At 53.4% G+C, this 24,653-nt stretch carries 27 protein-coding genes; 8 read left to right on the top strand and 19 right to left on the bottom strand.

Annotation, left to right across the window (positions count from 1 at the left end; all coding sequences use genetic code 11):
• Window positions 1–80: 80 nt before the first annotated feature.
• The gene (locus ACTG3Z_RS06005; RefSeq protein WP_439141904.1) at window positions 81–902 is read left to right on the top strand and encodes a zinc-ribbon domain-containing protein; all 822 of its coding nucleotides are present in this window, start codon (window positions 81–83) and stop codon (window positions 900–902) included.
• Between the two features lie 9 nt (window positions 903–911).
• Here ACTG3Z_RS06005 and ACTG3Z_RS06000 read toward each other — a convergent pair whose 3' ends face one another.
• From ACTG3Z_RS06000 to argH, 5 genes are all read right to left on the bottom strand, one after another.
• Window positions 912–3,503, bottom strand: coding sequence for a TIGR02302 family protein (locus ACTG3Z_RS06000; RefSeq protein ID WP_439141903.1), 2,592 nt, complete (start codon window positions 3,501–3,503; stop codon window positions 912–914).
• 34 nt (window positions 3,504–3,537) lie between these two features.
• The gene (gene lysA / locus ACTG3Z_RS05995; protein ID WP_439141901.1) at window positions 3,538–4,803 is read right to left on the bottom strand and encodes a diaminopimelate decarboxylase; all 1,266 of its coding nucleotides are present in this window, start codon (window positions 4,801–4,803) and stop codon (window positions 3,538–3,540) included.
• A gap of 122 nt (window positions 4,804–4,925) precedes the next feature.
• Entirely contained in the window at window positions 4,926–5,243 is a 318-nt protein-coding gene (locus tag ACTG3Z_RS05990) for a DUF2834 domain-containing protein (RefSeq protein ID WP_439141900.1), read from the bottom strand.
• Window positions 5,244–5,259: 16 nt separating this feature from the next.
• Window positions 5,260–5,430 carry a hypothetical protein gene (locus tag ACTG3Z_RS05985; RefSeq protein WP_439141898.1) on the bottom strand — a complete coding sequence of 57 codons (171 nt, stop codon included), beginning with the start codon at window positions 5,428–5,430 and terminating at the stop codon, window positions 5,260–5,262.
• Window positions 5,427–6,818, bottom strand: a complete 1,392-nt coding sequence (gene argH / locus ACTG3Z_RS05980; RefSeq protein WP_439141896.1) for an argininosuccinate lyase — start codon at window positions 6,816–6,818, stop codon at window positions 5,427–5,429. Before argH ends, ACTG3Z_RS05985 begins: the two co-directional genes overlap by 4 nt.
• A gap of 21 nt (window positions 6,819–6,839) precedes the next feature.
• On the opposite strand from argH, the gene ACTG3Z_RS05975 reads away from it, so the two are divergent.
• Window positions 6,840–7,412, top strand: a complete 573-nt coding sequence (locus ACTG3Z_RS05975; protein ID WP_439141895.1) for a TlpA disulfide reductase family protein — start codon at window positions 6,840–6,842, stop codon at window positions 7,410–7,412.
• A gap of 109 nt (window positions 7,413–7,521) precedes the next feature.
• On the opposite strand, the gene ACTG3Z_RS05970 is transcribed toward ACTG3Z_RS05975, so the two are convergent.
• The 3 genes from ACTG3Z_RS05970 to ACTG3Z_RS05960 all read right to left on the bottom strand — a co-directional run bounded on the left by ACTG3Z_RS05970 (window position 7,522) and on the right by ACTG3Z_RS05960 (window position 10,282).
• Window positions 7,522–8,586 (bottom strand): Hint domain-containing protein, encoded by a 1,065-nt coding sequence (locus ACTG3Z_RS05970; RefSeq protein ID WP_439141894.1) that lies wholly within the window; start codon window positions 8,584–8,586, stop codon window positions 7,522–7,524.
• Window positions 8,587–8,695: 109 nt separating this feature from the next.
• On the bottom strand, window positions 8,696–9,631 hold the full coding sequence (locus tag ACTG3Z_RS05965) for a lipid A-modifier LpxR family protein (protein ID WP_439141893.1): 936 nt from the start codon (window positions 9,629–9,631) through the stop codon (window positions 8,696–8,698).
• Between the two features lie 192 nt (window positions 9,632–9,823).
• A complete protein-coding gene (locus ACTG3Z_RS05960) occupies window positions 9,824–10,282 on the bottom strand; it encodes an Lrp/AsnC family transcriptional regulator (protein ID WP_439141892.1) in 459 nt (152 codons plus the stop codon).
• A 140-nt stretch (window positions 10,283–10,422) separates the two neighbouring features.
• On the opposite strand from ACTG3Z_RS05960, the gene ald reads away from it, so the two are divergent.
• Complete coding sequence (ald, locus tag ACTG3Z_RS05955) at window positions 10,423–11,538, top strand: alanine dehydrogenase (RefSeq protein WP_439141891.1); 1,116 nt, start codon at window positions 10,423–10,425, stop codon at window positions 11,536–11,538.
• 55 nt (window positions 11,539–11,593) lie between these two features.
• On the opposite strand, the gene mscL is transcribed toward ald, so the two are convergent.
• Window positions 11,594–12,007 (bottom strand): large conductance mechanosensitive channel protein MscL, encoded by a 414-nt coding sequence (mscL, locus tag ACTG3Z_RS05950; RefSeq protein WP_439141890.1) that lies wholly within the window; start codon window positions 12,005–12,007, stop codon window positions 11,594–11,596.
• Window positions 12,008–12,154: 147 nt separating this feature from the next.
• On the opposite strand from mscL, the gene ACTG3Z_RS05945 reads away from it, so the two are divergent.
• A complete protein-coding gene (locus ACTG3Z_RS05945; RefSeq protein ID WP_439141889.1) occupies window positions 12,155–12,856 on the top strand; it encodes a glutathione S-transferase family protein in 702 nt (233 codons plus the stop codon).
• Here the strand turns inward: ACTG3Z_RS05945 and ACTG3Z_RS05940 are convergent.
• The 4 genes from ACTG3Z_RS05940 to pheS are packed head-to-tail and all read right to left on the bottom strand — an operon-like array spanning window position 12,853 to window position 17,149.
• Complete coding sequence (locus ACTG3Z_RS05940) at window positions 12,853–13,299, bottom strand: YtoQ family protein (RefSeq protein ID WP_439141888.1); 447 nt, start codon at window positions 13,297–13,299, stop codon at window positions 12,853–12,855. The two genes, ACTG3Z_RS05945 and ACTG3Z_RS05940, sit on opposite strands and share 4 nt — an antisense overlap.
• 57 nt (window positions 13,300–13,356) lie before the next feature.
• On the bottom strand, window positions 13,357–15,753 hold the full coding sequence (pheT, locus tag ACTG3Z_RS05935) for a phenylalanine--tRNA ligase subunit beta (protein ID WP_439141887.1): 2,397 nt from the start codon (window positions 15,751–15,753) through the stop codon (window positions 13,357–13,359).
• A 14-nt stretch (window positions 15,754–15,767) separates the two neighbouring features.
• Entirely contained in the window at window positions 15,768–16,085 is a 318-nt protein-coding gene (locus ACTG3Z_RS05930; protein ID WP_439141886.1) for a hypothetical protein, read from the bottom strand.
• Window positions 16,085–17,149, bottom strand: a complete 1,065-nt coding sequence (gene pheS, locus ACTG3Z_RS05925; protein WP_439141884.1) for a phenylalanine--tRNA ligase subunit alpha — start codon at window positions 17,147–17,149, stop codon at window positions 16,085–16,087. Before pheS ends, ACTG3Z_RS05930 begins: the two co-directional genes overlap by 1 nt.
• Before the next feature lie 222 nt (window positions 17,150–17,371).
• Here pheS and ACTG3Z_RS05920 point away from each other — a divergent pair, with 222 nt between their 5' ends.
• Window positions 17,372–17,626 (top strand): hypothetical protein, encoded by a 255-nt coding sequence (locus ACTG3Z_RS05920; protein WP_439141883.1) that lies wholly within the window; start codon window positions 17,372–17,374, stop codon window positions 17,624–17,626.
• A 201-nt stretch (window positions 17,627–17,827) separates the two neighbouring features.
• Here the strand turns inward: ACTG3Z_RS05920 and rplT are convergent, their stop codons facing one another.
• The 4 genes from rplT to pyk form a co-directional block, all read right to left on the bottom strand.
• Entirely contained in the window at window positions 17,828–18,193 is a 366-nt protein-coding gene (rplT, locus tag ACTG3Z_RS05915) for a 50S ribosomal protein L20 (protein WP_072632075.1), read from the bottom strand.
• A 13-nt stretch (window positions 18,194–18,206) separates the two neighbouring features.
• Entirely contained in the window at window positions 18,207–18,407 is a 201-nt protein-coding gene (gene rpmI, locus ACTG3Z_RS05910; protein WP_375264335.1) for a 50S ribosomal protein L35, read from the bottom strand.
• 117 nt (window positions 18,408–18,524) lie between these two features.
• Window positions 18,525–18,749, bottom strand: a complete 225-nt coding sequence (locus tag ACTG3Z_RS05905; protein WP_439141881.1) for a hypothetical protein — start codon at window positions 18,747–18,749, stop codon at window positions 18,525–18,527.
• Window positions 18,750–18,780: 31 nt separating this feature from the next.
• On the bottom strand, window positions 18,781–20,226 hold the full coding sequence (gene pyk, locus ACTG3Z_RS05900; protein WP_439141880.1) for a pyruvate kinase: 1,446 nt from the start codon (window positions 20,224–20,226) through the stop codon (window positions 18,781–18,783).
• A 143-nt stretch (window positions 20,227–20,369) separates the two neighbouring features.
• Here pyk and ACTG3Z_RS05895 point away from each other — a divergent pair, with 143 nt between their 5' ends.
• The 3 genes from ACTG3Z_RS05895 (at window position 20,370) to ACTG3Z_RS05885 (ending at window position 22,394) form a co-directional block, all read left to right on the top strand.
• Complete coding sequence (locus ACTG3Z_RS05895) at window positions 20,370–21,110, top strand: N-formylglutamate amidohydrolase (protein WP_439141879.1); 741 nt, start codon at window positions 20,370–20,372, stop codon at window positions 21,108–21,110.
• 6 nt (window positions 21,111–21,116) lie between these two features.
• A complete protein-coding gene (locus tag ACTG3Z_RS05890) occupies window positions 21,117–22,010 on the top strand; it encodes a DMT family transporter (protein ID WP_439141877.1) in 894 nt (297 codons plus the stop codon).
• 84 nt (window positions 22,011–22,094) lie between these two features.
• Window positions 22,095–22,394, top strand: a complete 300-nt coding sequence (locus tag ACTG3Z_RS05885; protein ID WP_439141876.1) for a DUF1244 domain-containing protein — start codon at window positions 22,095–22,097, stop codon at window positions 22,392–22,394.
• Between the two features lie 40 nt (window positions 22,395–22,434).
• On the opposite strand, the gene ACTG3Z_RS05880 is transcribed toward ACTG3Z_RS05885, so the two are convergent.
• Window positions 22,435–23,073 carry a hypothetical protein gene (locus ACTG3Z_RS05880; protein WP_439141874.1) on the bottom strand — a complete coding sequence of 213 codons (639 nt, stop codon included), beginning with the start codon at window positions 23,071–23,073 and terminating at the stop codon, window positions 22,435–22,437.
• A gap of 19 nt (window positions 23,074–23,092) precedes the next feature.
• The gene (locus ACTG3Z_RS05875; RefSeq protein ID WP_439141872.1) at window positions 23,093–24,532 is read right to left on the bottom strand and encodes an OmpA family protein; all 1,440 of its coding nucleotides are present in this window, start codon (window positions 24,530–24,532) and stop codon (window positions 23,093–23,095) included.
• Between the last annotated feature and the right edge of the window lie 121 nt (window positions 24,533–24,653).

Here is a 24,653-nt window from a genome sequence, read left to right as displayed (position 1 = left end):
TATCTTAAGGAAGGCATAAGGTACCCTCAACGATGGCCTTTGTCAGGCTAATGAATGCGCCGAGAAGGCAAGGTAGTATTATGCGTTTGATTTGTCCAAATTGCGGAGCTCAATATGAGGTTCCAACGGAAGTCATCCCCACAGAGGGGCGTGATGTGCAGTGTTCCGCCTGCTCGAACACGTGGTTTCAAGCGCATCCAGATCATGACGCGGCCTTGGCAGATGAAGTGGATCGGCCAAGTGTTGAACCTGTCGCGCCGCCACCTGAACCAGAGCCGCAGCCAGAACCACAGCCGCAAATGCCAACATTGGAAAAACGCGAACTTGATCCAAATGTTTCAGACGTCTTACGCCAAGAGGCAGAGTTCGAAGCACAAGCACGCGCAGCTGAGCAAGGCGGCGGATTAGAGAGCCAACCTGAGCTTGGACTAGAGAGCCAGCCTGAGGACGAAGGTGAACGCCGCGCTCGCGAAGCACGCGAACGTATGGCTCGCATGCGCGGAGAACCTGTTCCCGCAGAAGTCGCTGTTGCCGCCGTAACCGCCACCGCTGGCTCGCGCCGTGATTTGCTCCCTGATATCGAAGAAATCAACTCAACGCTGCGCTCCTCCGGTGAGCGCCGCAGACCCGCAGAAGCAACAGATGCGGATCTGCCGGGTACGTCGCCCAAGGTTCGCCGCAAAGGGCACGGTTTCCGTCGCGGATTCTTTAGTATGATCGCTTTGGCAGCGCTATCGATTGGCGCTTATGTTTTCGGCCCCAAAATAAGCGAAATGATACCCGCTGCAGAGCCGCTGATTGCGCAATATAGCAATGGGATCGAAAGCCTGCGCGACGTGCTAGGCACGTCCGTCGACAAAGGTTTGGCATGGCTTGATCAGATGGCGTCTGAAAACCTCTAGGCTAAGGCCTTAAAATCTGTCCAAAAGGCGACGCAAGTAATCACGCTCTTCCTCAGGACGCAGGCTTTCGCCGCTACGCTTGCGAATTTCATCAAGCAACTCACGTGCGCGTCGGTACACGTCTTCGCCTTGTAGCAATCCTTGGTCCGTGCCAGCCTGACCATTCGCTCCGGGACTACGCCCGAGCGGGTCGCGTTGTTCGCCACCTTCACGCCCGTCAGCTGTGCCTTGCTGACCCTCACGGCCTTCGGCCTCTGCCATTGCCTCGCCCAGATTCTGCATGCCTTCGCGAAGCGCATCCATGGCCTCTGCCTGACGGTCTATCGCTTCAGGCAAGTCATCACGCTCTAACGCGTCGCCCGCCCCGCGCATGGCCTCCTCAGCCCGTCGCAAGGCATCGCGCGCAGCATCGCCTGCTTCGGACCCTGCCCCCGGGAGGGAGCCGCGTTGGCGCTCTACTTCGCGGCGCAGCTCATTTTGACGTTGTGCAAGCCCTTGACCTTGCCCTTCAGCTTGTTGGCCTTCTTGACCCTGACCAGCTTGACCCTCGCCTTGGCCCTGACCTTCTCCACCTTGTCCTTCGTGGGATTCGCCGCGACCTTGGCCGCCATTGCGACCTTCATTTCCTTGGCTCTCACCCGCTTGCGCATTCGGATTGTACTGTTCTTGCAGGTCACGAAACGCCTGATCTGACAGTCCTTGCTGATCGCGCAACGTCTCTGCAAGACCTTCCATGGCTTGCTGACCCTCCGATTGCTGACCTTGTCCCTGCTGGCCCTCCGCGATTTGCATGTTCTCCATCATCTCTTGGAGCTCTTGCAGCGCTTGTTCGGCTTCGGCCATGCGGCCTTGTTCCATCAGCTCTTGAATGCGATCCATCATCTCTTGCAGATCGTTCTGCGTCATTTGCATCGCGTCGTCTTGCGCACCCGGTTGACGTTGCTGAGGCTCACCATTTCGCGCAGCTTCGCGTTGCAATTGATTGATGTAGTTCTCATTTGCGCGGCGCAATTCATCCATCAGTTCTGCGATTTCCTCATCGCTTGCGCCATTTTTCATCGCCTCTGACAAACGCTCCTGCGCACGCCGCATCCGCTCTAGAGCATCTTCTACGTCACCGTCTTCAATAAACAGAGCGAGGTCCCAAAGGGCTTGCGCCGCTTCGTCACGTGTCTCGGGTGTAAATGCATCATAGGCAACTTGCGTCTCTATCCGACGTAGAATGACACGCAACTTGAGGTAAGCGGTTTCAGAGCGAAAGACATCATCAGGACGATGCGAAATTGCACGCAACATTTGTGCCGTGCGTGCACCGTTCGTCTTTGACCACAGTAACCACTGGCGTTGTTCAACCAAAGCCCTCGCCATTGGATCAAAGAAGCGTCGCCCCGGTAGCTCCATATGATAATCATAAGGCTCAGACGTTTGTCCTTTTGCATCTTGAACAGCCATCGAAAGAGTAACGGGCAAGTTCGCGAAAGGGTGTTCAGAAAAATCACCAAATAGCGTTTCACTAAAGTCGCTACGATCGCCCGCAATCGGCAAAGGCAAATCAAGCACAATGCTCTCGCGCGGTTCAGGGTCTGCTTCAAACCCGTAGCGTCGTGTGATTGCCGCTAGATCAAGCGTTATCTCTGCGTTGCCCGCTATCACTTCGTAATCATCGGACGCTGCAAAAGGCAGGGTCATCATTCCATCAGCGCCACGCTCTGGAGCAGCTGTAACTTCTACCTCCGGGGCACTGTCGGGCGTCACAGAGATGTCCCAACTACGCCCGTTTGGTCCTGCTATTTCTAATGTTCCACTGGTCTGCGCGATAAAATTCTGTTCAGGGTCCGCCGCGCTGCCTGTGTTTTCCAATCGCTGCGAGACGGTCTCTGCAACTGTAAGAGCACCAATCTCACCATAGAGCCGTAAGGAAATTCGGCTGCCTTCAGGAACAACGAATTGACCGTCTTGATCGTTCAAGTAAAGGCTCGGCTTACCCGTATATGCGGGCGGCTCTACCCAACCTTCCCACACGGGACCGCTCGCCAGATCTGCTGTCCCTTGCGCGATATCCGTAACCGTGCCGACCCGCCAAAGCGAGCCAAACAAAAGTGCAACCCCCAAGAACAAGGCTGCGACAAAGCGCAGAGCATATGGGTCCTTAGCTGCCAAACGCACGTTTGGCTGAACCGCTTTTGCATTCGCAGCACGCTCAGCCATACGCGCTTGGTGCGCACGCCAAACAGCGGCAGACGCTTCATCTTCAGGACCAATTGCTTGACTGTCGATCAAAGCTTGGATCGGTCGTCCTTTGAGACTGCTATCAAGGCGGGCGAGCGCATCCATTCGACTTGGCAATCGAAATTTGATGAATCCGCGCACAAGAAAGTAAAGCGCTGCGATGCTCGACAGGACGGCAACGCTCCACACCACTTCGATCGGGAAGCTTTCATGCCACCCCAGCATCAACGCGGCAAGCACAGCAATCACAACGCTCCAAAGAGGCCAGAGCGCGCGCGCAGCACGCTCTGCGATCATTCCGGCCCACGTCATAAAAAGCGGGCCGCGCAAACGCGCGATCACTTTGGAATGCTGAGATGGTTCAATACTCATTCAGGGCTCCCTGCTCTTTCGCGCAGGGCGCGCGTCAAAGCCACTCAGGGATGGTATCTCGATTTATCATTTCGTCAAAGGTAGGGCGTGCCCGAATGACAGCAAATTGATCACCTTTCACCAAAACTTCGGGAATAAGTGGTCGCGTATTGTACTCAGACGACATCACAGCGCCATATGCGCCAGCTGAGCGAAACGCGACAAGATCACCCGCTTTGAGCGGTGGCATTTCACGCCCTTTCGCAAACGTATCACCACTTTCGCAAACAGGCCCGACAATGTCGTAGGGCTGTGGCAACACCCCTGCTGCGGGCTCAATCACTGGAATGATATCGTGATACGCCTCATACATTGCAGGTCGGATCAAATCGTTCATCGCCCCGTCAATAATAAGAAATTTGCGATCTTCGCCAGATTTCACATAGATGACCTCACTGACCATCATACCGGCATTGCCAGCAATCAGGCGCCCAGGTTCAATCTCAATCTCACAGCCCAAATGACCCACGCATTTCTTGATCAGCGCTCCGTAATCCGTTGGTGACGGCGGCGCTTCATTCGAGCGCGTGTAGGGAATGCCAAGGCCACCCCCCAGATCCAAACGGGTGATTTCGTGACCATCGGCACGAAGTTGCTCAGTCAGCTCCGCAACTTTATTATAGGCGGCCTCAAACGGTGCTAAATCAGTCAGCTGGCTGCCGATATGTACATCGATTCCGATCACTTTGAGACCAGGCAAAGATGCCGCCAAAGCATAGACTTCGCGCGCTCGACTGATTGGGATACCGAATTTGTTCTCCGATTTTCCAGTCGCAATTTTCGCATGGGTCTTTGCATCAACGTCGGGATTCACGCGAATAGTAATCGGTGCTTCCAAGCCCAAATCCGTGGCGATCTCGGAAATGACCTTCATTTCCGGCTCGCTCTCTACGTTGAACTGACGAATGCCACCGCTCAGTGCAGTGTGCACTTCTTCGCGCGTTTTGCCTATCCCAGAGAAAACAATGCGCTCGCCAGGCACACCCGCAGCTTTCGCGCGCGCATATTCGCCACCAGACACAACATCCATACCCGCACCCAAAGCAGCAAGGGTCTTCAAAATCGCTTGATTAGAGGCCGCTTTCATCGCGTAACACACAAGGTGCTCCATCCCGTTTAGCGCATCATCAAACAGCTTGAAGTGACGCTCCAGCGTCGCTGTGGAATAGACATAAAAGGGCGTGCCAACACTGGCGGCGATCTCGCTCAGCGGCACATCTTCGGCGTACAAAGCGCCGTCTCTATAAAGAAAGTGATCCATGCGCGGGGAAGTAGCTTCAAAAGCGCTCGCTTTCAATCTTTAACCACCACACTGCTTCATCTTTCTAGATAAACTCCGGGGGAGTCTCAGCTTGCTGAGGCGGGGGCTGGCCCCCTTCTGGCTTAGACTACAGGACGCGAGCGCAAGAAGAGATAGAGCGGCAAGCCACAACTCACCCCAATGCAAAACGTCGCGGGGATAGCAATCAATGCCCCCCAATTACGCCGCGTGAAAACCTCTGCCAAAATCCAGATCGTTAACGTGATCGCAGCAATCGTCAGATCCCAAACAAGTCCAGAACTCGCAGCATTGGCGTGCCATGCATCCACCATATTCATGATGCTCCAGCCTTCAGTTTGAAACCACTGCACGAAATAATACATCGGATGGATCGCGCCCCACACGGCAAGCGCCAAGTAAATCATGCGTAAAACTGACATTTCAGCGTTCCTTTCGTTACTCTGCTTCGCCCAACTCATCCACGATTTGATCGCCTTTCGCCGCAACCTCGGCCGCTTTGTCTTCAAGACGCTCTTTTAGCGGTTTTGTGGGCTTGCTTGGCATCCCATCTGCACCACAGCTCACCAGTAAAAAGAGCGCCATGATTCCTGAGAGAAGACGGATCATGCCAAAACCTCGCGCCATCGCGCAATTTGGTAACGGACTTGATCCGGTGCCGTCCCGCCAAAGGAGGTCCGTGACGCGACCGACGCATCAACTGTCAAAACGCTGAAAACGTCTTGTGTGATTTCACTGTGAACGCTTTGCATCTGGGCCAGCGTTAAATCAGGCAAATCGCAATTTTCCTTTTCAGCCATTGCAACCAAAGACCCCGTCACATGATGCGCATCGCGAAAAGGCATGTTGAGCGCACGCACGCACCAATCTGCCAAATCAGTCGCTGTTGAAAACCCTGATCCCGCAGCGGCGGCAAGACTGTCACGGTTCGCGCTCATATCACGTACCATTCCGTCCATAGCCGCAAGTGCCAGCATCCAATTGTCCGCCGCATCAAAGACCTGCTCTTTGTCTTCCTGCATGTCCTTTGAATACGCCAAAGGCAGACCTTTCATCACAATCATCAGCGCAGTATTGGCACCAAAAATCCGGCCAATCTTGGCACGTATCAGTTCCGCAGCATCAGGATTTTTCTTCTGCGGCATAATCGAGGATCCCGTCGAAAAACGATCTGACAAAGTCACAAAGCGGAACTGCGCAGAAGACCAAATCACCAACTCCTCAGCCAAACGGCTTAGGTGCACGGCGCAAATCGACGCGGTGCTTAAGAATTCCAATGCAAAATCCCGATCGCTTACTGCGTCCAAAGAATTCGCAGAAGGACGATCAAACCCAAGTGCGTGCGCAGTCGCATCGCGATCAATAGGGAAGGATGTTCCAGCCAACGCAGCGGCCCCCAAAGGACTTTCATTCATTCGCGCGCGCGCGTCTCGCACACGAGACAGATCGCGCCCTAGCATCTCGACATAGGCCATCATATGATGACCCCAAGTCACAGGCTGCGCAGTCTGCAAATGGGTAAAACCGGGCATCACCCAGTCTGCCCCAGCTTCAGCTTGACCAAGCAAACCCTCGATCAAGGAAAGTATCGCCCCCTCTGCGGCATCAAGCTGGTCGCGCACCCAAAGTTTGAAATCAGTCGCGACCTGATCATTTCGCGAACGCGCTGTATGCAAACGCCCCGCAGGCTCGCCCACAATCTCTTTCAAACGCGCTTCAACATTCATGTGAATGTCTTCAAGCGCTGCGGAATATTCAAAGGTCCCAGCTTCAATTTCTGACAAGACCGTGAGCAGGCCTTCCCGAATGGTCTCAGCGTCGGTATCTGTGATAATGCCTTGTGCAGCGAGCATGCTCGCATGAGCGCGCGAGCCGTCGATGTCCTGACGCGCCATTCGCTTGTCAAACCCGATTGAGGCGTTAATTGCCTCCATAATCGCATCGGGTCCGGCAGCGAAACGGCCGCCCCACATCGCGTTGGAAGAAGATTTGGTCATGTGCCTACCCTTGGAGGGAAAATGAAAAAAGCTGTTGCTGCGCTGATGTATACCGCTCTGTTGATGGGTGCAAACCTTGCGCCACAAATTGTTCACGCTGATTTAAGTGAGATCGCAGCAATGCGCGAGGGCGATATGAAAAAGCTCAACTTCCATACAGAGCCGAAAGCCACCTCCGACACCCCATATGTAAAAGACGATGGCAGTGAGGGCACACTCGCCGATCACAAAGGGCGCGTCGTGCTATTAAATTTCTGGGCAACGTGGTGCGCACCGTGCCGAAAAGAAATGCCGATGCTGTCAGAGCTGCAAACAGAACTCGGCGGTGATGATTTTGAAGTCGTCACATTGGCCACGGGCCGCAACACGCCCCCAGCGATGAAGAATTTTTTTAAAGAAATCAACGTTGACAACCTGCCACTACACCGCGATCCAAAGCAAAAAATAGCGCGCGATATGGCTGTGCTTGGTTTGCCAATTACTGTTATTCTTGATCGCGACGGCGCTGAGATAGCGCGTTTGCGCGGTGATGCCGATTGGGCGTCAGACAACGCCAAAGAAATCTTGCGCGCTGTCATCGCGGAGAAAGAGTAAAGCCTTCACGTTTCCTAGAAAACTCCGGAGTTTGAGGCAGCGCCTCAAAAGGTTCATCAAATTTTGATGAACAAAACCTGCGCGCCCCTCTTCGGGGCGCACAATGTCGTTACGCAGCTTGATGTGCCAAGATTGCCGCTTCGGATTGTGACAAAATACGGCGCGCATACCCGCCATAACTGTTCGGGTCAGCTTCAATGCCACTATTCACGTCTGACAACCGCGCCAAGTCCGCTTCAGGAATGGTCGACAGCGCTGTAGAGGCAGGATGGAAACTTTCCGTTTCTACGCCGTTCGCCAACACGATTTCATGTTTGGGAAGCATCAAGTGAATGTAGGTTACCTCTTTCACCTGTGTATCCCGCATCACACTGGACCCGTTCACCAAGTCTTTCGCGGCAACCAGCACTTCTGATGTGTTAAACAAATCTCTCGCGATCGCGCCTTTCACCAACATGCGGTGGTTTGGCGAAACCAAGAACTCTTGATCAGGCTTTTCCAACTGAAACGCGCCGGCGCGAATGCGGATAGGGCGCAGTTCTGGCATAGCAAACAGACGTGCCCCAGTCATGCGTCGTGATCCAATCCACTCAATAGATTGCGCCCCGCTATCGCGCGTTTGGAGTTGATCGCCTTCACACAGCTCTTCTACCACACGTGGCCCTGATGGCGTATCGATCATCGTCCCCGGCGTGAAACAAATCACACCGCCGGATGATACAGACACCATGTCCTGCCCACGGATATCAATCGTGTGGTGAACGACCCATAAATCAACGTTCTTGGGTGGCATCTCGTCAAGGAACATCAAAAGCGGTGCCTTGCTGCCCGCCACATCAATTACCGTCAAAGTATAGCTTTGTGCCCCATCAGTGACCACGAAACTACTGTCCCGGATCGGATGCTCTACCTCGACACTCTGTAAGTTCTTCTCATCCGTCAGCGCAGCGCCAACCAGCTTGCGCACCATTTTTGCTGCGCGTTTGCGAATACTCGCATCGCCGTCTGCCTCATCCAATCGCAACAGCTCCGCAGGTCCGTCAACGCGCACTGCGTCTCCGGTCCAGCTCCAAGCCGTACCAACATCCAAGGACTGCAGTGGAACAGCCCCCATACCGTCTAACTTTGTTTGCGACCATGAAATGACAAACGTGCCTCGAAAGCCCGTTTTCATACTCTAGTCCTGCCTCGTTCGTCTTTTTTTATTACCAAAAGGTTAACAAACGAAATTTAAGCTGGAAAGAATATTCTCAATTGCACCTAGAGATTGTGGCTAGAATGTCTCAGAACTTCAAACCGAGCCTGATTGAGCCAACAACCTGTTCATCCGATTGGGTTGTAAATTCCCGACCCAAATAGGTCACGCCAAAGAAGCCATGGGTATTCTTGCGTTGCCAATGTACGCCCGCGCGCGCGCGGTCGCGACGGTCTGTTAATGTCAGACCAAGAGACGCAGGTAGATACACGCTTTCGCCTACAAAGGCCGTATCCACGCCGACAACAAAAGACAGACCAGCACCATCTGATAAGATCGTGCGGTAGCGTTGCCCAGTGATGCTATCACGAACCATCAGATCTCCGCGCGTCAGCTCGCCGATCTCGAAATCCACACCAGCGCGGATAAGGTTTTCAACGCCCACGCGACCTTCAACAAATGGGCGCAATCGGGAGCGGACACCAACATCAAAAGGCTTGCTAAATTCGACAACAGCGCCTGGGTAGGTCTTGTTTGCAATCTGATTTGCGCGCGTTCCGGCTGACAAAGGTGCAACGCCAAGCCCATCATGAAGCGCGGTTTGAAACTGGTCCAAACGCGTCTGTGGACCCACAACGACCAGCTCGCCACCATAGGAGACATCGAACCCAGCATGTTGATAATGCGTGTGTAATCCGAGACTTAGAGATCCTGCAAAGGGCCTATCACCTGCAAAAGGTGTGACAAGATCATCCGGCGCTTTAACGTCTGCCTGCAATCGGAATTCGAGAATTTCACCAGCGCGGTCTGGCAGTGAGCCATTCCAAGCTTTGCCCAAAATACGGCTCGAGACATAAGAACCGGTTTGGCCACGATCCTTCAAATCACCAAGAAAATCATTTGTGATGAGTCGCCCATACCCAAGCTGCACCACATCTTGTGCGGCAACAATCGTAGGCAACAAGACTGCGCAGGAAACACTAAAGCTGCGCAAGATATGCGTGAGACTTCGAAAATTTTTCATCGCAATTTCGTTCCTCTAGACCGCCCATGCCTTACCCGTTTGCCGTGCATGGAGCGAGTCATCAAACATGTTTTGACTGAGCAGGTTACACGTTGTGTCAATTCAGCCGCGCATCACGCCGACCAAAACACAGAGCTATTCTCTAGGTACTAATAATGTCTGAAATTTGACAAGAAGCGCCTTTTGTTGATCCTAAACTGGCAGTGCCGTCGTTTTGAATACGGTCCTTAACGCGAACGAACTTTGCATCTGCGCGACACCGGGAAGCCGAGCAAGGTACTGACGATGAATGCGCGCAAAATCCTCCGTATCCTCCGCTACAACCTTAAGTAGGTAATCCGCTGAACCTGCCATCAGGTGGCATTCCAACACATCAGGAATGCGTGCGACTGATTTTTCGAAAGCATCAAGCACATCATCTGCCTGGCCACGAAGTGTAATTTCTACGAAAACCGTCGAAGGAACACCGATTTTACGAGCATCAAGTAACGCGACATAGTCACGAATATACCCATCAGCCTCTAAATGCTGAACGCGCCTGTGACATGCCGAGGGCGAAAGATTCACCTCTTCAGAGAGCGCCGCGTTCGACATGCGCCCGCTTTTCTGCAAGGCTCGGAGTATACGCTTATCTGTTGTGTCCAAGCTCATAAGATCAATTTCCTTGCGAATTCTGTTAAGTCGTTCGAAGAATCTTGCGAACTTATACCCTATCATAGGCATACTTTCACAACACTTTCCGCTTCTTCCTTGGCATCTTCGATCCAAATCGTACAGGGAGGAGATGCGAAATGAAGATTGGGTGCCCAAAAGAGATCAAACCACAGGAATACCGCGTTGGAATGACCCCAAACGCGGCGCATGAAGCTGTCGTACATGGTCATAGTGTGTTGGTGCAGACATGTGCAGGCGTCGGTGCGGGTTTCACGGATGAAGACTACATTGCAGCCGGCGCAGAAATAGCGGGCACCGCAAGCGACGTCTTTGCCAAAGCGGATATGATCGTGAAAGTAAAAGAGCCTCAAGCAAATGAGCGCAAGATGCTGCGCGAGGGCCAGCTCCTGTTTACGTACCTACATCTTGCCCCTGATCCGGAGCAAACAAAGGATCTGCTCGCGTCTGGCTGCACGGCGATTGCTTATGAAACAGTGACGGATCGCAGCGGTGGTTTACCTTTGCTTGCCCCGATGTCGGAGGTTGCGGGTCGTCTCGCTCCGCAGGTTGGCGCATGGACGCTGCAAAAGGCAAACGGCGGGCGCGGTGTTTTGATGGGCGGCGTCCCTGGCGTTGGTCCTGCGCGTGTCGCTGTCATTGGCGGTGGCGTTGTTGGAACACATGCTGCGCGTATTGCGGCTGGAATGGGTGCAGATGTAACCGTACTGGACCGTTCTTTACCGCGTATGCGATATCTTGATGACGTTTATGGCGGCACATTCAAGACCAGCTATGCCAGTGCGGGCAACACCGCTGAATTGGTCGCACAAGCGGATATGGTTATTGGAGCCGTTCTTATCCCTGGCGCAGCTGCCCCAAAGCTCGTTACCCGCGAACAGCTTTCAAGCATGAAGCAAGGTGCGGCTATCGTAGATGTCGCGATTGACCAAGGCGGGTGCTTTGAGACGTCCAAAGCGACAACGCATGATGACCCGATCTACGATGTGGATGGCATTATGCACTACTGTGTTGCCAATATGCCTGGTGCTGTGGCGCGCACGTCTACGATTGCACTTGGTAATGCAACGATGCCTTTCATGCTCGCACTTGCCGATAAAGGCTGGAAACAGGCCTGCGCGGATGACCCTCATCTGTTGGAAGGGCTAAATGTTCATGCGGGTCAATTAACCTATTTTGCCGTTGGCAAGGCCCTTGGTTTGGATGTGATTTCACCCCAACTGGCAATTAAATAAAGAAAAAGGGCGGCTCAAACAGGAGCCGCCCTTTCAAAACTGTTATAACATTAGCTTACTTCTTCAAAGCCGCAAGAATGTCCGCGAGCAACTCTTCCTGAGTTGGGCCTGCTGGTGCTGGCTCTGGTGCTGGCTCTTCCGCCTTCTTTGTTTTGTTCACAGCTTTAACAAGCATGAACACAACAAATGCGATGATGAGGAAGTTGATGATCGCCATGATAAAACGGCCCCAAGCAAAGACTGCTGCGCCTGCTTCTTCCGCTTCTGTGATCGAGCCATACTCGCCCTCACCCAACAACGTGTACTGACCCGCAAAATCGATGCCGCCCATAAAGAGGCTGATAATCGGGTTGATCAAATCACCCACAAGCGATGTCACGATTGCCGTGAACGCCGCACCAATGATGATACCAACCGCCATGTCCATGACATTGCCCTTGGCGATGAAATCTTTGAATTCTTTAATCATTTTAAGTCCCTTTATTTCCGTTACCCTAGTCGTGCGCTTTTCTTTTTTTGTGTTTTCGCAGATCACATATGTTGATTTCGCACAGACTTGTCACTGTTTTAATGGGAAAACGCGCCTATGTTCGTCAAAATCAGAAGGAGACGAATTATGACCTCGCTAAACGAATTTGGGATTACCCAGCGCTGGCCCGCTAAAGATCCCAGCATTATTCAACTTTATTCATTTCCAACGCCCAACGGTGTGAAAGTATCCATTGCACTTGAAGAAATGGGATTGGCCTACGAACCGCATCTGGTCACACTGTCAGACGTAGACGTCAAAAGTGACGCTTTTTTATCTTTGAATCCAAACAACAAGATCCCAGCCATTGTTGATCCAAATGGACCTGATGGCACGCCTATCGGGCTCTTCGAAAGCGGTGCAATACTTTTGTATCTGGCTGAGAAAACAGGAAAGCTCATCGGCTCTAGTGCAACAGATAAGGCCAAAATCGCGCAGTGGTTGATGTTCCAAATGGGCGGACTCGGCCCGATGTTTGGTCAACTTGGCTTCTTTTACAAGTTTGCAGGTGCACAGATCGAAGATCCGCGCCCGCGTCAGCGCTACATAGACGAAGGCAAACGCCTTTTGGCCGTCGTTGACAAACAGCTCGAAGGTCAAGACTGGATCGCTGGCGACTACTCCATCGCAGATATCGCCATCGCACCTTGGCTAGGTTCGCTTGAATTTTATGGCGCGCGCGATGTGCTTGGTTGGGAAGATCACAAAAATGCTGTGGCGTATCTAAAACGTTTCCTCAACAGGCCCGCCGTTCAAAAAGGCAGGGCCACCCCTGCCCGCCCAACTTAACCGGGTAGCTTGCTCGTAAGAACATAGCGCAAAATATCAGCGACTTGTTGCGGCTCTTTGCAAACGGCAAGGGCCGCAGCATCAACTTCTTTAAGTGCGTGCTGATGTTCATCTTGATGCAGAATAATCAGTGATTTGCCTAGCGCCGCTGCATAACCCGCATCAAACGCCGCGTTCCACTGTTTGTACTTCTCACCAAACCGCACGACCACAACGTCGGAATCACTGATACCCTTGCGCGTGCGAATGGCATTCATCTGCGCGCCTTTATGATCATGCCAAAACTTGTTTGGCTCTTCACCAAGGATCGCAACGCCGCAATCATCACTCGCAGCATGATCCGTTACTGGCGCAGAAAACGACACATCAAGACCCTTCGAGCCTTCAATGATTTGCTCGCGCCAATCCGTGTGTATCTCACCTGACAAATAGACTTTTAGCATCTCGTTTTCCTCTCTCAAAAAATATCCCCGCCGGAGGCATCGAAACTTTTAAGTTCGCTACCCTCGTAGAACCCCGCCCGTTGCTTTGCTGACTTTTTCGATGATCTTCGCACCAACTGCTTCGATCTCCGCCTCTTTCAAGGTCGCCTCAGACGGTTGCAAACGCACTGTCACTGCGATGGACTTTTTGCCCTCACCAAGTGACCCACCGATAAACTCATCAAACACACGCACGTCTTCAATCAGCGATTTATCTGCGCCCGCAGCCGCATTTACCAACGTCAACGCTTCAACATCTGCGTCCACGACAAAGGCAAAGTCACGCTCGACCGCTTGCAGATCACGCAGAACCAAAGCAGGACGCGTCGCACTTTTCTTCTTTGGCAAAGGCACTTCAGCAGGCCAGATCGTAAAGCCCATTGCAGGCCCTTTGACGTTCATTGCGGCCAGAACACGCGGGTGGATTTCACCAAATACGCCCATGACTTTTTTAGGACCCAAACAAATCTTGCCGTGACGCCCGGGATGCCACCATTCCTCTGCGCCGCGCAGAATTTGCACTTTCGCTGGAGCACCAATTGCTGCCAAGATCGCTTCTGCATCGGCCTTCACATCAAATACATCGACACCGCGAGCCGCGCCATGCACATCTTTGGGCCCTGTCCGCCCGACAATCAAACCCGAAACCTGAACATGCTGTTCGCCCGGCTCCCCACCATGAAACGCGGTGCCCACTTCGAACAAAGCTTGATCCATCGCCCCGCGCGCCTGATTGCGCGCAGCCGCCTGAAGCAAACCGGGCAGTAGTGCCGGACGCATATGGCTCATTTCAGAACTGATTGGATTGGCCAACATTGTCGCGTCAGACCCACCACCAAACAACGCGGCAGAGGGTTGATCAGTAAAACTATAGGTGACGCATTCATTGTACCCGAGTGCAGCTGCAGTGCGCCGCGCCGCGCGTTCGCGCAGTTGAGCAGGCGACAGGATCGCGCGCGTGACGCCATCGTGCAAACGCGGCAAAGGCTTACCTACTAGACCTGTGAGGGATTCAATGCGCGCAACCTCTTCAACCAGATCTGCTTCGCCTTGCACGTCAGGACGCCAACTTGGAACGGCCGCCATATCGCCATCCATCACAAAGCCGAGCGACTCCAAAATAGTCCTCTGACGATCTGCCGCAATTTCCATCCCAACCAAGGATGAGCAACGATCCGTATCTAGCTTATAGCTGCGCGATACATCCGGCACCGCGCCCGCTTGGATCAGCTGAGACGCTTCACCACCGGCATGATCTACGATCATGCGCACCGCATGCTCTAAGCCAACAGGTGTGAATGCAGGATCAACGCCACGCTCAAAGCGGTAGCGCGCGTCGGAATTGATTTTCAAAGCACGACCCGTGTAGGCAATCTGAATCGGATCCCAATAGGCGCTTTCCACAAAGACATTGACCGTCTCTTCGGTGCATCCGCTTTCTAAACCACCCATCACACCCGCGATGCTTTCTACGCCATTGTCATCCGAGATGACCATATGACCAGAGTGCAGGGTGTATTCCTTGTCATCAAGCGCAACGATGGTTTCGCCACCCTTGGCACGATGCACACGCAGGTTGCCTTTGACCTTGTCCATATCAAAAACGTGCAAAGGACGGTTTTGATCGTAAGTGAAGAAATTAGTGACATCCACAAGGAAGCTGATCGGACGTAAGCCAATCGCACGCAGTGCATCTTGTAGCCACGCAGGGGATGGTCCGTTCTTAACACCTGTGATCACACGACCACAAAAGACCGGGCATCCGTCCAAAGTATCGTCCTCAATGACGACCGACAGCTCAGATGCCACCGTCGCAGGCACCGGATCAACCTCATTTGTCTTCATCACGCCAAGCCCGCGCGCAGCCAGATCACGCGCAATACCACGCACGCCCAAAGCATCAGGACGGTTCGGCGTAATCGCGATTTCGATCATCGGATCAACCTTGCTCGGATCATTCTGCGAGAGCCAATCCACAAACAACTCACCGACTTCGCCAGAGGGCAGCTCGATAATGCCGTCATGCTCTTCGCTGAGTTCCAACTCGCGCTCGGACGCCATCATGCCGTGACTTTCAACGCCGCGAATATTGCCAACCGAGAGCGTTACATCAATGCCAGGCACGTAATCGCCGGGCTTGCACAGAACGACTGTGATCCCCTCACGTGCATTCGGTGCACCGCACACGATCTGCTGAAGACCTTCGTTCGTCTCCACTTGGCATACACGCAGACGATCCGCGTCGGGATGCTGTTCAGCTGATTTCACCTTTGCCAAAGTAAAGGATTTCAGAGCATCCGCAGGGTTGCTTACCTCTTCCACTTCGAGACCAAGATCAGTCAAAGCATAAAGAATACCATCAAGCGTCGCATCTGTTTCCAGATGATGCTTTAGCCAGGACAGTGTGAATTTCATCGCGTCGTTTCCTGTTACCTAAGGCCCAGCGCTTCACGCGCCAAAGCCTGCCAATCTGTATCAATGCCCTCAGGCACTTGCACCCAATCCTTGAATGGTCTGCCTTTGCCTGATGGGTCAAACTGCACGGCCTCCGGATGGGACGCATAAATTTCTTGAACGCGCGTTGCGCCCAGTTTGAAGACCATGCTGTCTTGATAAAACGACAACACAGGTTTGGCCCCGCCAAGCTTCGCACAAGGCTTCCCGAACATCTGCGTGATTTCGAGGCTTGGGGCCTCAGCGCGCATCTCGTCGATGAAGTCTGCGAAAACTGGGGGGATTGCAGCCATTACAGCCCCGTTGCCAAATTCGGCTGTTGCAAGCTCGCAAACCCATAGTGGCGCAACCAACGCAGGTCTGAATCAAAGAACGCGCGAAGATCGGGGATGCCGTATTTCAACATCGCCATGCGATCGATCCCCATGCCGAAGGCAAAACCCTGCCACTCAGCCGGATCAATGCCGCCTGCTTGCAGAACCTTGGGGTGCACCATGCCAGAGCCGAGCACTTCGAGCCAATCATCGCCCTCGCCCACTTTGACAGAGCCGTTTTCCCAGCGACACTGGATGTCCACCTCTGCGGAGGGTTCCGTAAACGGGAAATGCGAGGCGCGGAAACGGGTTTTAACTTCTGTGCCGAAGAAGACAGAAAAGAACTCTTCCAACGTCCATTTCAGGTTCGCCATGGAGATGTCCTTGTCGATGGCCAACCCCTCGACCTGATTGAACATCGGCGTGTGCGTTTGATCGTAGTCAGCGCGGTAGACGCGACCCGGGCAAATGATACGGCACGGCGCGCCGTTGGCTTCCATGTGACGGATTTGAACAGGTGACGTGTGCGTGCGCAAAACGTGTGGCGGACGGTTATCGCCTTCTGCACGGTGCGTGTAGAACGTGTCCATCTCTGCGCGCGCGGGGTGATGGCCAGGGATGTTCAAAGCATCAAAATTATACCAATCACTTTCAATCTGTGGGCCTTCGGCGACGGAAAAGCCAAGATCTGCAAGAATCGCGATGACCTCTTCTGTGACTTGGGAGATGGGATGGATAGACCCTTGAGGGCGCTCACGTGCTGGCAGCGTTACATCGAGCCATTCGCCTTTGAGACGTTCGTCCAAGGCAGCATTCGCCAAAGCAGTCTTCTTCGCTGAAAGAGCCGAGTTAATCTCATCCTTCAAGGCGTTCAACTTCGGGCCTGCGATCTGACGCTCTTCCGCGCTCATCTTGCCGAGCGAACGCATCTGCAGGCTGATCTCGCCCTTTTTGCCGACCGCTTGCACGCGCAAATCTTCCAACGTGCTTTCATCGGACGCAGCCGCGATCAAACCAACGTATTTCTCTCTTAGATCATCCATCACGGACCTCGCCTACTGTGTTACTGCGTGAGTTACCCGCTTGACCCAGCGCGCGCAAGCGACAGGGGCGCACAGATGCCGCAGTCTGTTTAATAAAATCGCATAAGTTCTGCCCAATTTCGCCACTTTCTTGCCGCGAGCCCTGCCCCAAACGCGCGGCAAGTAGGGTCAAGGTCCGCTGCTGGACCTTCATTGATAAGCCAAGATAAGGGGATAGAACCTATGAAACTCGTTTTTGCTCTCACCGCGGCAACACTCACTTTCGGCGCTGTAACTGCGGACGCGCAAGTCGCGCCACGTAGCTTCAATACACAGGCTTTGGCGCAGACTGGCCAGTGGTATATCGCACCAAACGGTTGTTCCTACACACGCACGCAAGCGCCAGGCCAGAGCGTTGTCTGGATGCTTATTCAGAACCCACATCACATTGGTGGACGCACTGCGACAGCAGCCTGCCCACGTATGCTGCGCGGCTAAACGAGGGCTTTCTGGAAACGTCAGAGTTCAAGTTCAAAAGGGGCTGCAAGCGTGTCGAGAAAGATCATCGCAGTGCGCAGGCCTTAAGTTCTCGGCCACGAAATCCACGCAAGATTGCTAAAGTCCCGTTTGTTTAGACACAAACGAAAAAGGCCCCAACCGATTGGTTGAGGCCCTCTATACTTTAGATCGCTTTAGTGCTTACGCGGCCATTGCTGCTTTCGCCTGATCTACGATTGCTGCGAACGCTTCTGGCTCGTGCACTGCGAGGTCCGCGAGAACCTTACGGTCCACTTCGATACCTGCCAGTGTCAGACCATTGATAAAGCGGCTGTATGTCAACGCCTCGTCGTGGCTACGCACAGCAGCGTTGATACGCTGGATCCACAATGCACGGAAGCTACGCTTACGATTCTTGCGGTCGCGTGTCGCGTATTGGTTCGCCTTATCGACGGCCTGTGCTGCGACTTTGAATGTATTTTTACGGCGTCCGTAGTAGCCTTTGGCTGCTTTGACGACTTTACGGTGACGGGCGTGGGTTACTGTACCACCTTTAACGCGTGACATCTCTCAAATCTCCTTAGCGAGCGTAGGGCATCATCGACTTGACGATTTTCTCGTCAGCAGCCGCGAGTGTGGTTGTACCACGTGCATTGCGAAGGAATTTGTTCGTGCGCTTGATCATGCCGTGCTGTTTTCCGGCCTGAGCTGCGACCACGCGGCCACTGGCCGTTGTTTTGAACCGCTTTTTGCAGCTCGACTTTGTCTTCATCTTAGGCATTTCCGTCTCCTCTTTCGGGTCGGTAGAAACGCGCGCACTCGGCATGCCAAATTAGCCGGACGCGCGGATTAGAGATCGCCGTTTAGGACAGGCCATTAGATTCCGCAAGAGTTAAGTTTAACCAACGAGATCGCGGACAACCTTCATGAAAACATCCGGGATTTGATCCATCGTATATCCACCCGGCTTTTCCATAACGGCCCAAGCAATCAGGCCGCCCCCCATTAGAACCATTAGCGATGCTGCGCGTGGTGCTCGGCTATCAGAAAACGCAGACACAATCGCGGGAATTGAAAACCCCGCAATGACGATTCCTAAGACCAAAGCAAGATCATAACTCATATCGCACTCCTAAACGTATCGTTTAAGGATGCTACTCTGGATCAGAGGCGTAAATCAAACGTTCGTCACAGGGTGCTACACGAAGAATGTTCGTCGTCCCCGGAACGTTGAACGGTACACCGGCAGTCACAACGATCTGATCAGTCTTTTCAGCGAAACCACCGGCGCGCGCAGCACGCGCTGAGGCGACAACAGCGCCTTTAAAGCGGTTGAATTCATCAGTCATCACGCAAAGCGTGCCCCACGTCAGCGCAAGCCGGCGCGCTGTGCTGCGTTGGGACGTCATCGCGATAATAGGAACACGTGGACGTTCACGCGCGGTCAAAAGCGCCGTCGTACCGCTTTGGGTAAAGCAACAAATTGCTTTGATCTCTGTAGTTTCCGCAATCTCGCGCGCAGCGGCAACGATACCATCAGCAACAGATGTCCGGCTCGCAGAGCGCGACGCTTCCATCACTTCCGTAAACGTCGGATCGCTTTCCACCTCTTGCGCGACGTTATCCATGGTTGAAACTGCTTCAACCGGGTAGTCGCCTGCGGCACTCTCTGCGCTAAGCATGATCGCGTCTGCGCCTTCATAGATCGCCGTCGCAACGTCAGAAACTTCGGCGCGCGTGGGCATTGGGCTTTCAATCATAGACTCAAGCATTTGTGTCGCAACGATCACAGGCTTTGCCGCCGCACGACACTTCCGAACAAGGCGCTTTTGAATTGGCGGAACGTTCTGAACAGGAAGCTCAACACCTAGATCGCCACGCGCGACCATGATGCCATCAGACGCATCGAGGATCTCTTCGAAACTACTAACCGCAGAAGGCTTTTCAATCTTCGACAGAACAGATGCACGCCCTTTCACAAGGTCACGCGCGTCCCAGACGTCTTTGGCGCGCTGGACAAATGACAAAGCGAGCCAATCAACACCAAGCTCACAAACGAACTCGAGATCGGCGAGGTCTTTCTCGGACAATGCCGCCAAAGGCAGAACCACATCAGGAACATTTACGCCTTTGCGATTAGAAATCGTACCACCAATGACAACTTCGCAATCTGCAAAGTCAGCGCCGCACTCTTTTACCTTCAAGCGAATCTTGCCGTCGTTCACCAACAACGAAGCACCTTCTTCAAGAGCTGCGAAGATCTCGGGATGCGGAAGTGTCACGCGCGTCACATCACCGGGTGCTTCATCCAGATCAAGACGGAAGTCAGCGCCTATTTCCAACTCCTCAGAGCCGTTTTTGAACTCGCCCACGCGCAGCTTCGGCCCTTGTAGGTCCGCAAGAATCGCGATCGGGCTATCCAAGTCTTCTTCAACCTTGCGAATAGCTGCGTGCAATTCAGCAATTTTTTCGTGACTTCCGTGGCTCATATTAAGACGAAACACATCTGCGCCCGCTTCATGCAACTTACGGATCATCTCGTAATTGTCAGAGGCTGGCCCCAGCGTTGCTACGATTTTTACACTGCGTTCGCGTTTCATATCTTTCTTCCATTCCACTTCGGCGTCACACGACCTTCACTTTTCGTCCAAAAGTGTTATCGCTAACAATTCGTGTCGCTTATTGCGCATTTCAGATCGCTCGGCAACTATCCTGTTATCTAATTCGGCTAGGAAACAGATTTGTGACTTACCAGCCTTTCTTTGAATTTGGCGCGACGCGCAAGAGCAGATGGACTGTTTCAAGCGATCATGCCGCCAATACCGTGCCCGCGTTCGTGAATGGTGGTGATCTCGGCATAAGCGCGCAAGATATGAACCGTCATATCGCCTACGATATTGGCGCGGCGGGGGTTGCGCAAGAATTAGGCGTTTTGCTTGATGGTCCTGTGATTTGTTCAAATTTCTCAAGGCTTGTGATTGATCCCAATCGCGGCAGTGATGACCCAACTTTGTTAATGAAACTTTACGACGGCACGATAATTCCCGCGAACCGCCACGCTGGGCCTGAGGAACTAGAGGAACGCATGGCTGCGTGCTACCGTCCTTATCACACTGCGCTCAGCGCCTTAATGACACGGCGTGATGATCCCGTGTTGCTTTCAATCCATTCTTTCACGCCCCAACTGAAAGGACGCCCCAAACGCCCTTGGGAGATCGGGGTTCTTTATGCAGATGATGATCGTCTTGCACAGGCCTTGATGGAGATTTTGAAGGCCGAAAAGGACCTGTCGATTGGCGACAATGAACCTTATTCCGGACATCTTCCCGGCGATGCGGTGGACACGCATGCGCTGCGACATGGGCACCTTAATGTCCTGATCGAGCTACGCAATGACCTGATCGAAACTGAAGCGCAGCAAAAAGCATGGGCGCAAAGACTAGCGCCATTGCTTGAACGCGCGCTTTCTGACGTGGTCGCTTAAAAAAGGATGAACGCGCGCAACGACTTTTTAACAGGTATTGGTCTGCGACTTCTTGCGACCTTTTTGATGACAGCTATGTCTGCTGCTGTACGCGTGACGGCGGACACTGTGCCGCTTGGGCAATTGATCTTTTGGCGCTCTTTTTTAGCCTTGTTCCCAATCTGCCTATACATGGTGTGGTGGCGTGAATTTCCGAGTGCGCTGCGCACCAAACATCCCCGTCTGCATGTCACGCGCAGTTTGCTTGGCATATTTGCCATGGCGATGTTTTTCACAGCACTTGCATATCTGCCTTTGGCCAACGCACAGGCGCTTGGCTATCTCGCGCCTATCCTTGTTCTTCCACTTGCTGCATTTTTGTTGAAAGAAAAACTCACGGTACACATTTTTGGCGCGGTATTTTTTGGCTTTACAGGTGTTCTTTTTTTGCTTTGGGATGCGTTCACACTGCCGAGCGAAGGCGCTTTGATCGGCGTCGCGGCTGGTTTGATCTTTGCGTTCACAATGGCCTTTGTCAGGGTCCACACCAAGACCATGACCCAAACGGAAAGCAGCGCATCAATTGCTTTTTATCTTGCTTTGGTCGGATCAGTTGTTGGACTTGCAACGATTGCGTTCGGCTGGATCACATTAAGCACTACGATGTTTGGCTGGCTTGCGCTGGCAGGATTTTTGGGTGGCATCGGGCATATTGTTGCAAATGAAGCGACAGCACGCGCGCCTGTAAGCACCCTTGCACCGTTTGATTTTGCGGGTTTGATTTGGGCGCTTGGCTTTGACGTGATCTTATTTTCCACCGTGCCCGGTCCCATGGGGTTGATCGGCGTCTTCGCAATCACGTTTGCCGCATTGATGGTGACCTTTTTAGGGCCTAGCACATCTAAACCCGTTGAACATTAACGACAGCACGCGCGGTTTAGCGCTTGATCCAAGCCAGCGTGGACCACATGTTGCTTCAAAGTCGTATAGATAGGAGCCTGCCCAATGGACGCACAAACGCAACTCGAACTTGAAGCTGCCGCGTTTCGCCGTCTGCGCGATCACTTGGCGAAGCGCACGGATGTTCAAAACATTGATATGATGAATCTAACTGGCTTTTGCCGCAACTGCCTATCGCGCTGGTATCAAGAAGCTGCGAATGAGCGCGGGATCGAGATGAGCAAAGATGAAGGGCGAGAAGCGTTCTACGGCATGCCCTTTGCAGAGTGGCGCGCGAAGTACCAAGCAGACGCATCCGATGCGCAGAAAGCTGCTTTTGAAGTGTCACACAAGGACGCGAGCTAACGCGTATTGCTCTGCGAGAGTGTCCCGCAGAGCAACGCATTTAATAGACGTCGCCGCCTTCAACGCGTTTAGAGAATTCTGTTTCTTTGCCTGCCGCAAGCAGCTTGGCTTGGGCAATCCATTCATCTCGGCTGACACGGCCTTTGAACCCTTCAAGGTTCGCATTGACCCACGCTTCTTCTGCCGGAGTCCAAGCCGCTATTTGATCAAAGTGGAAGAAGCCAAGTGCATTGCACATCTTTTCCATCTTCGGCCCAATGCCTTTGATTTGCTTGAGGTCGTCCGCAACGCCACCGCGCGCTGCATCTAGGGTCGCAGGCTTTACGCCTTCGTTCTCTCCCTCGATCACACCGTCGCTGTCATAATCGACCGCCGCATTTTCCTCAGCTGCTTCGACCTGCTCGACCTCAGCTTGGACCCCCTCAACCTGAGGAGACTCCGCAGATTGAACCCGAGACTCCGCAACATCGGCTTCTAGCGCAGCGATACGTGCGTCTTTATCAGAATGCTTGGCTTTGCAAGCGTCCAGTTCACGACGAAGACGATCTGCTTCGCTCGTATCAACCGTAACCGCACTGCGGCGCCCCCAAATCAACCAGCCAACGAACAGCCCCAGAAGTGCTGCCAAAAGGATCAGCACGACCATTTCACTTACCAAAAAGCCCCATTCACGAAACATACTCTTATCCTTTCAAAACTTATTGTTGCGTCCAACGCACTGTCGTGCGGCGGTTGGCGGCGCGGCCTGCTTCGGTCGCGTTGTCTGCTATTGGTTTACTGGGGCCAAAACCCACCGCCGAAATCGCTTCGCGCGGGACACCGCGTGCAATCATAGCTTCACCGACGACGACCGCGCGTGCGGCGCTCAATTCATAGTTCCCAGACCCTGTATTGTCGGTGTGCCCGCCAAGCTCGACCGCCAACCCTGCACCAACACAGCGCGCCATGATCGACGCAAGCGCATTGATCGCACGTTGACTACGAGGGCCAAGATCAGTGGATCCGCTCAGGAAATTGATCTTCGTGGTTGCGAGCAATTTGTCCGCCTCACTCGCGCAATTGGCAAGCGAAGGTCTAAACTCTGCTTTGGGCAACCAAGAACCAAACTGAAATTGCTCTGTGATCCCCGTCGCGGCATTTACCCGCTCTGCGCCTCTTTGCACGCTACTGTTGGCCGGTTTGAAATCCAGAGTTGCGGTGTCCGCAAAATCCGTCGCTAGGGCATCAGTAACAAGCGAAACGTTCACGCCCGGCGTCGTGACGCCAGCCACTGATGTCCCGCTTTCACCCACATTTACAGATGCGCTGTCGAACTCAGGGAGCCAATCTTTCAGCCTGCCCAGCGCGGCAAGCAAAGTGCTTGGGTTGCCATCCATCGCGTTTGTGACGTCGCCGCTGATATTGCTCACGCCCAGCGCTCCACCGATTTGGGCAAGATCCAAACCATTCGGCAATTTGCCATCAACGTTCACACCTTCAGATGCGTCGTAGTTGATCGTGTAGGCGATTGGCGCGCCGTCATCGCGGGTTTCGATATCATTTTGCAACGTGTAGCCATCAGGCAAAGCAATGGAACCGATCAAAGCATCGCGATCACTTGGCTGATCCACAAGACCCGTCAACCGCAAGGCCTGTCCAGTCAAAGAAACAGAGCCTTCGTCCATTTGCGTCAAAGCACCAAGACCCGCGCCAATCGCAGCTTCCCACCGCTCTGGTGCGCCAGATGCAAGCGTTAAGCCCTCCACGCCCGCAGCGCCGGTGTCCATCAAAACACTGCGCATCGCTTCGCTTGGTACATTTCCTTGCAGAAGCGTTTGTCCATCTTTCCGGGTCGCCGCGATTGTGTAGGGATCGGCACTTGGCAAAACGTCAATTTCGTCAAGTACGACCCGACGGCCTTCAACCGCATTCAACACGCTGAGCAATGCGTCACGTTCGGCTTCGCTGTCTGCCAAACCTGTCACACGAATGTCGCGGCCCTCTACGCTTGTTTCAATGCCGTGCACAGCACCCGCAACCGCGGCCGTCGCCCGCTCCGAAATCGCGTTTTGCATATCGAGCGCATGATCTTTCGCGCCCCAATATCCTAAACCACCAACACCCGCTGCCAGCACCACTATGCCAAGAAATTTCCGCATCACCGCACCTACTTTTTGTTCAATATAATCGCTAGATTACAAATTTTTCTGAGTGCTACAAACTGGATCAGCGGACCTCTGCGCAAGGGGAAAGCGCGCTAACAAAACGCAAAACGCCCGC

Source organism: Planktotalea sp. (genome assembly GCF_965659345.1).
GTDB lineage: Bacteria > Pseudomonadota > Alphaproteobacteria > Rhodobacterales > Rhodobacteraceae > Planktotalea.
This window is presented reverse-complemented; position numbering and strand designations above follow the sequence as displayed.

Bases quoted from the DNA above. Each gene is read 5' to 3' on its own strand.
- ACTG3Z_RS06005 (WP_439141904.1), top strand. From the start codon at position 81: ATGCGTTTGATTTGTCCAAATTGCGGAGCTCAATATGAGGTTCCAACG.
- ACTG3Z_RS06000 (WP_439141903.1), bottom strand. From the start codon at position 3,503: ATGAGTATTGAACCATCTCAGCATTCCAAAGTGATCGCGCGTTTGCGC.
- lysA (WP_439141901.1), bottom strand. From the start codon at position 4,803: ATGGATCACTTTCTTTATAGAGACGGCGCTTTGTACGCCGAAGATGTG.
- ACTG3Z_RS05990 (WP_439141900.1), bottom strand. From the start codon at position 5,243: ATGTCAGTTTTACGCATGATTTACTTGGCGCTTGCCGTGTGGGGCGCG.
- ACTG3Z_RS05985 (WP_439141898.1), bottom strand. From the start codon at position 5,430: ATGATCCGTCTTCTCTCAGGAATCATGGCGCTCTTTTTACTGGTGAGC.
- argH (WP_439141896.1), bottom strand. From the start codon at position 6,818: ATGACCAAATCTTCTTCCAACGCGATGTGGGGCGGCCGTTTCGCTGCC.
- ACTG3Z_RS05975 (WP_439141895.1), top strand. From the start codon at position 6,840: ATGAAAAAAGCTGTTGCTGCGCTGATGTATACCGCTCTGTTGATGGGT.
- ACTG3Z_RS05970 (WP_439141894.1), bottom strand. From the start codon at position 8,586: ATGAAAACGGGCTTTCGAGGCACGTTTGTCATTTCATGGTCGCAAACA.
- ACTG3Z_RS05965 (WP_439141893.1), bottom strand. From the start codon at position 9,631: ATGAAAAATTTTCGAAGTCTCACGCATATCTTGCGCAGCTTTAGTGTT.
- ACTG3Z_RS05960 (WP_439141892.1), bottom strand. From the start codon at position 10,282: ATGAGCTTGGACACAACAGATAAGCGTATACTCCGAGCCTTGCAGAAA.
- ald (WP_439141891.1), top strand. From the start codon at position 10,423: ATGAAGATTGGGTGCCCAAAAGAGATCAAACCACAGGAATACCGCGTT.
- mscL (WP_439141890.1), bottom strand. From the start codon at position 12,007: ATGATTAAAGAATTCAAAGATTTCATCGCCAAGGGCAATGTCATGGAC.
- ACTG3Z_RS05945 (WP_439141889.1), top strand. From the start codon at position 12,155: ATGACCTCGCTAAACGAATTTGGGATTACCCAGCGCTGGCCCGCTAAA.
- ACTG3Z_RS05940 (WP_439141888.1), bottom strand. From the start codon at position 13,299: ATGCTAAAAGTCTATTTGTCAGGTGAGATACACACGGATTGGCGCGAG.
- pheT (WP_439141887.1), bottom strand. From the start codon at position 15,753: ATGAAATTCACACTGTCCTGGCTAAAGCATCATCTGGAAACAGATGCG.
- ACTG3Z_RS05930 (WP_439141886.1), bottom strand. From the start codon at position 16,085: ATGGCTGCAATCCCCCCAGTTTTCGCAGACTTCATCGACGAGATGCGC.
- pheS (WP_439141884.1), bottom strand. From the start codon at position 17,149: ATGGATGATCTAAGAGAGAAATACGTTGGTTTGATCGCGGCTGCGTCC.
- ACTG3Z_RS05920 (WP_439141883.1), top strand. From the start codon at position 17,372: ATGAAACTCGTTTTTGCTCTCACCGCGGCAACACTCACTTTCGGCGCT.
- rplT (WP_072632075.1), bottom strand. From the start codon at position 18,193: ATGTCACGCGTTAAAGGTGGTACAGTAACCCACGCCCGTCACCGTAAA.
- rpmI (WP_375264335.1), bottom strand. From the start codon at position 18,407: ATGCCTAAGATGAAGACAAAGTCGAGCTGCAAAAAGCGGTTCAAAACA.
- ACTG3Z_RS05905 (WP_439141881.1), bottom strand. From the start codon at position 18,749: ATGAGTTATGATCTTGCTTTGGTCTTAGGAATCGTCATTGCGGGGTTT.
- pyk (WP_439141880.1), bottom strand. From the start codon at position 20,226: ATGAAACGCGAACGCAGTGTAAAAATCGTAGCAACGCTGGGGCCAGCC.
- ACTG3Z_RS05890 (WP_439141877.1), top strand. From the start codon at position 21,117: ATGAACGCGCGCAACGACTTTTTAACAGGTATTGGTCTGCGACTTCTT.
- ACTG3Z_RS05885 (WP_439141876.1), top strand. From the start codon at position 22,095: ATGGACGCACAAACGCAACTCGAACTTGAAGCTGCCGCGTTTCGCCGT.
- ACTG3Z_RS05880 (WP_439141874.1), bottom strand. From the start codon at position 23,073: ATGTTTCGTGAATGGGGCTTTTTGGTAAGTGAAATGGTCGTGCTGATC.
- ACTG3Z_RS05875 (WP_439141872.1), bottom strand. From the start codon at position 24,532: ATGCGGAAATTTCTTGGCATAGTGGTGCTGGCAGCGGGTGTTGGTGGT.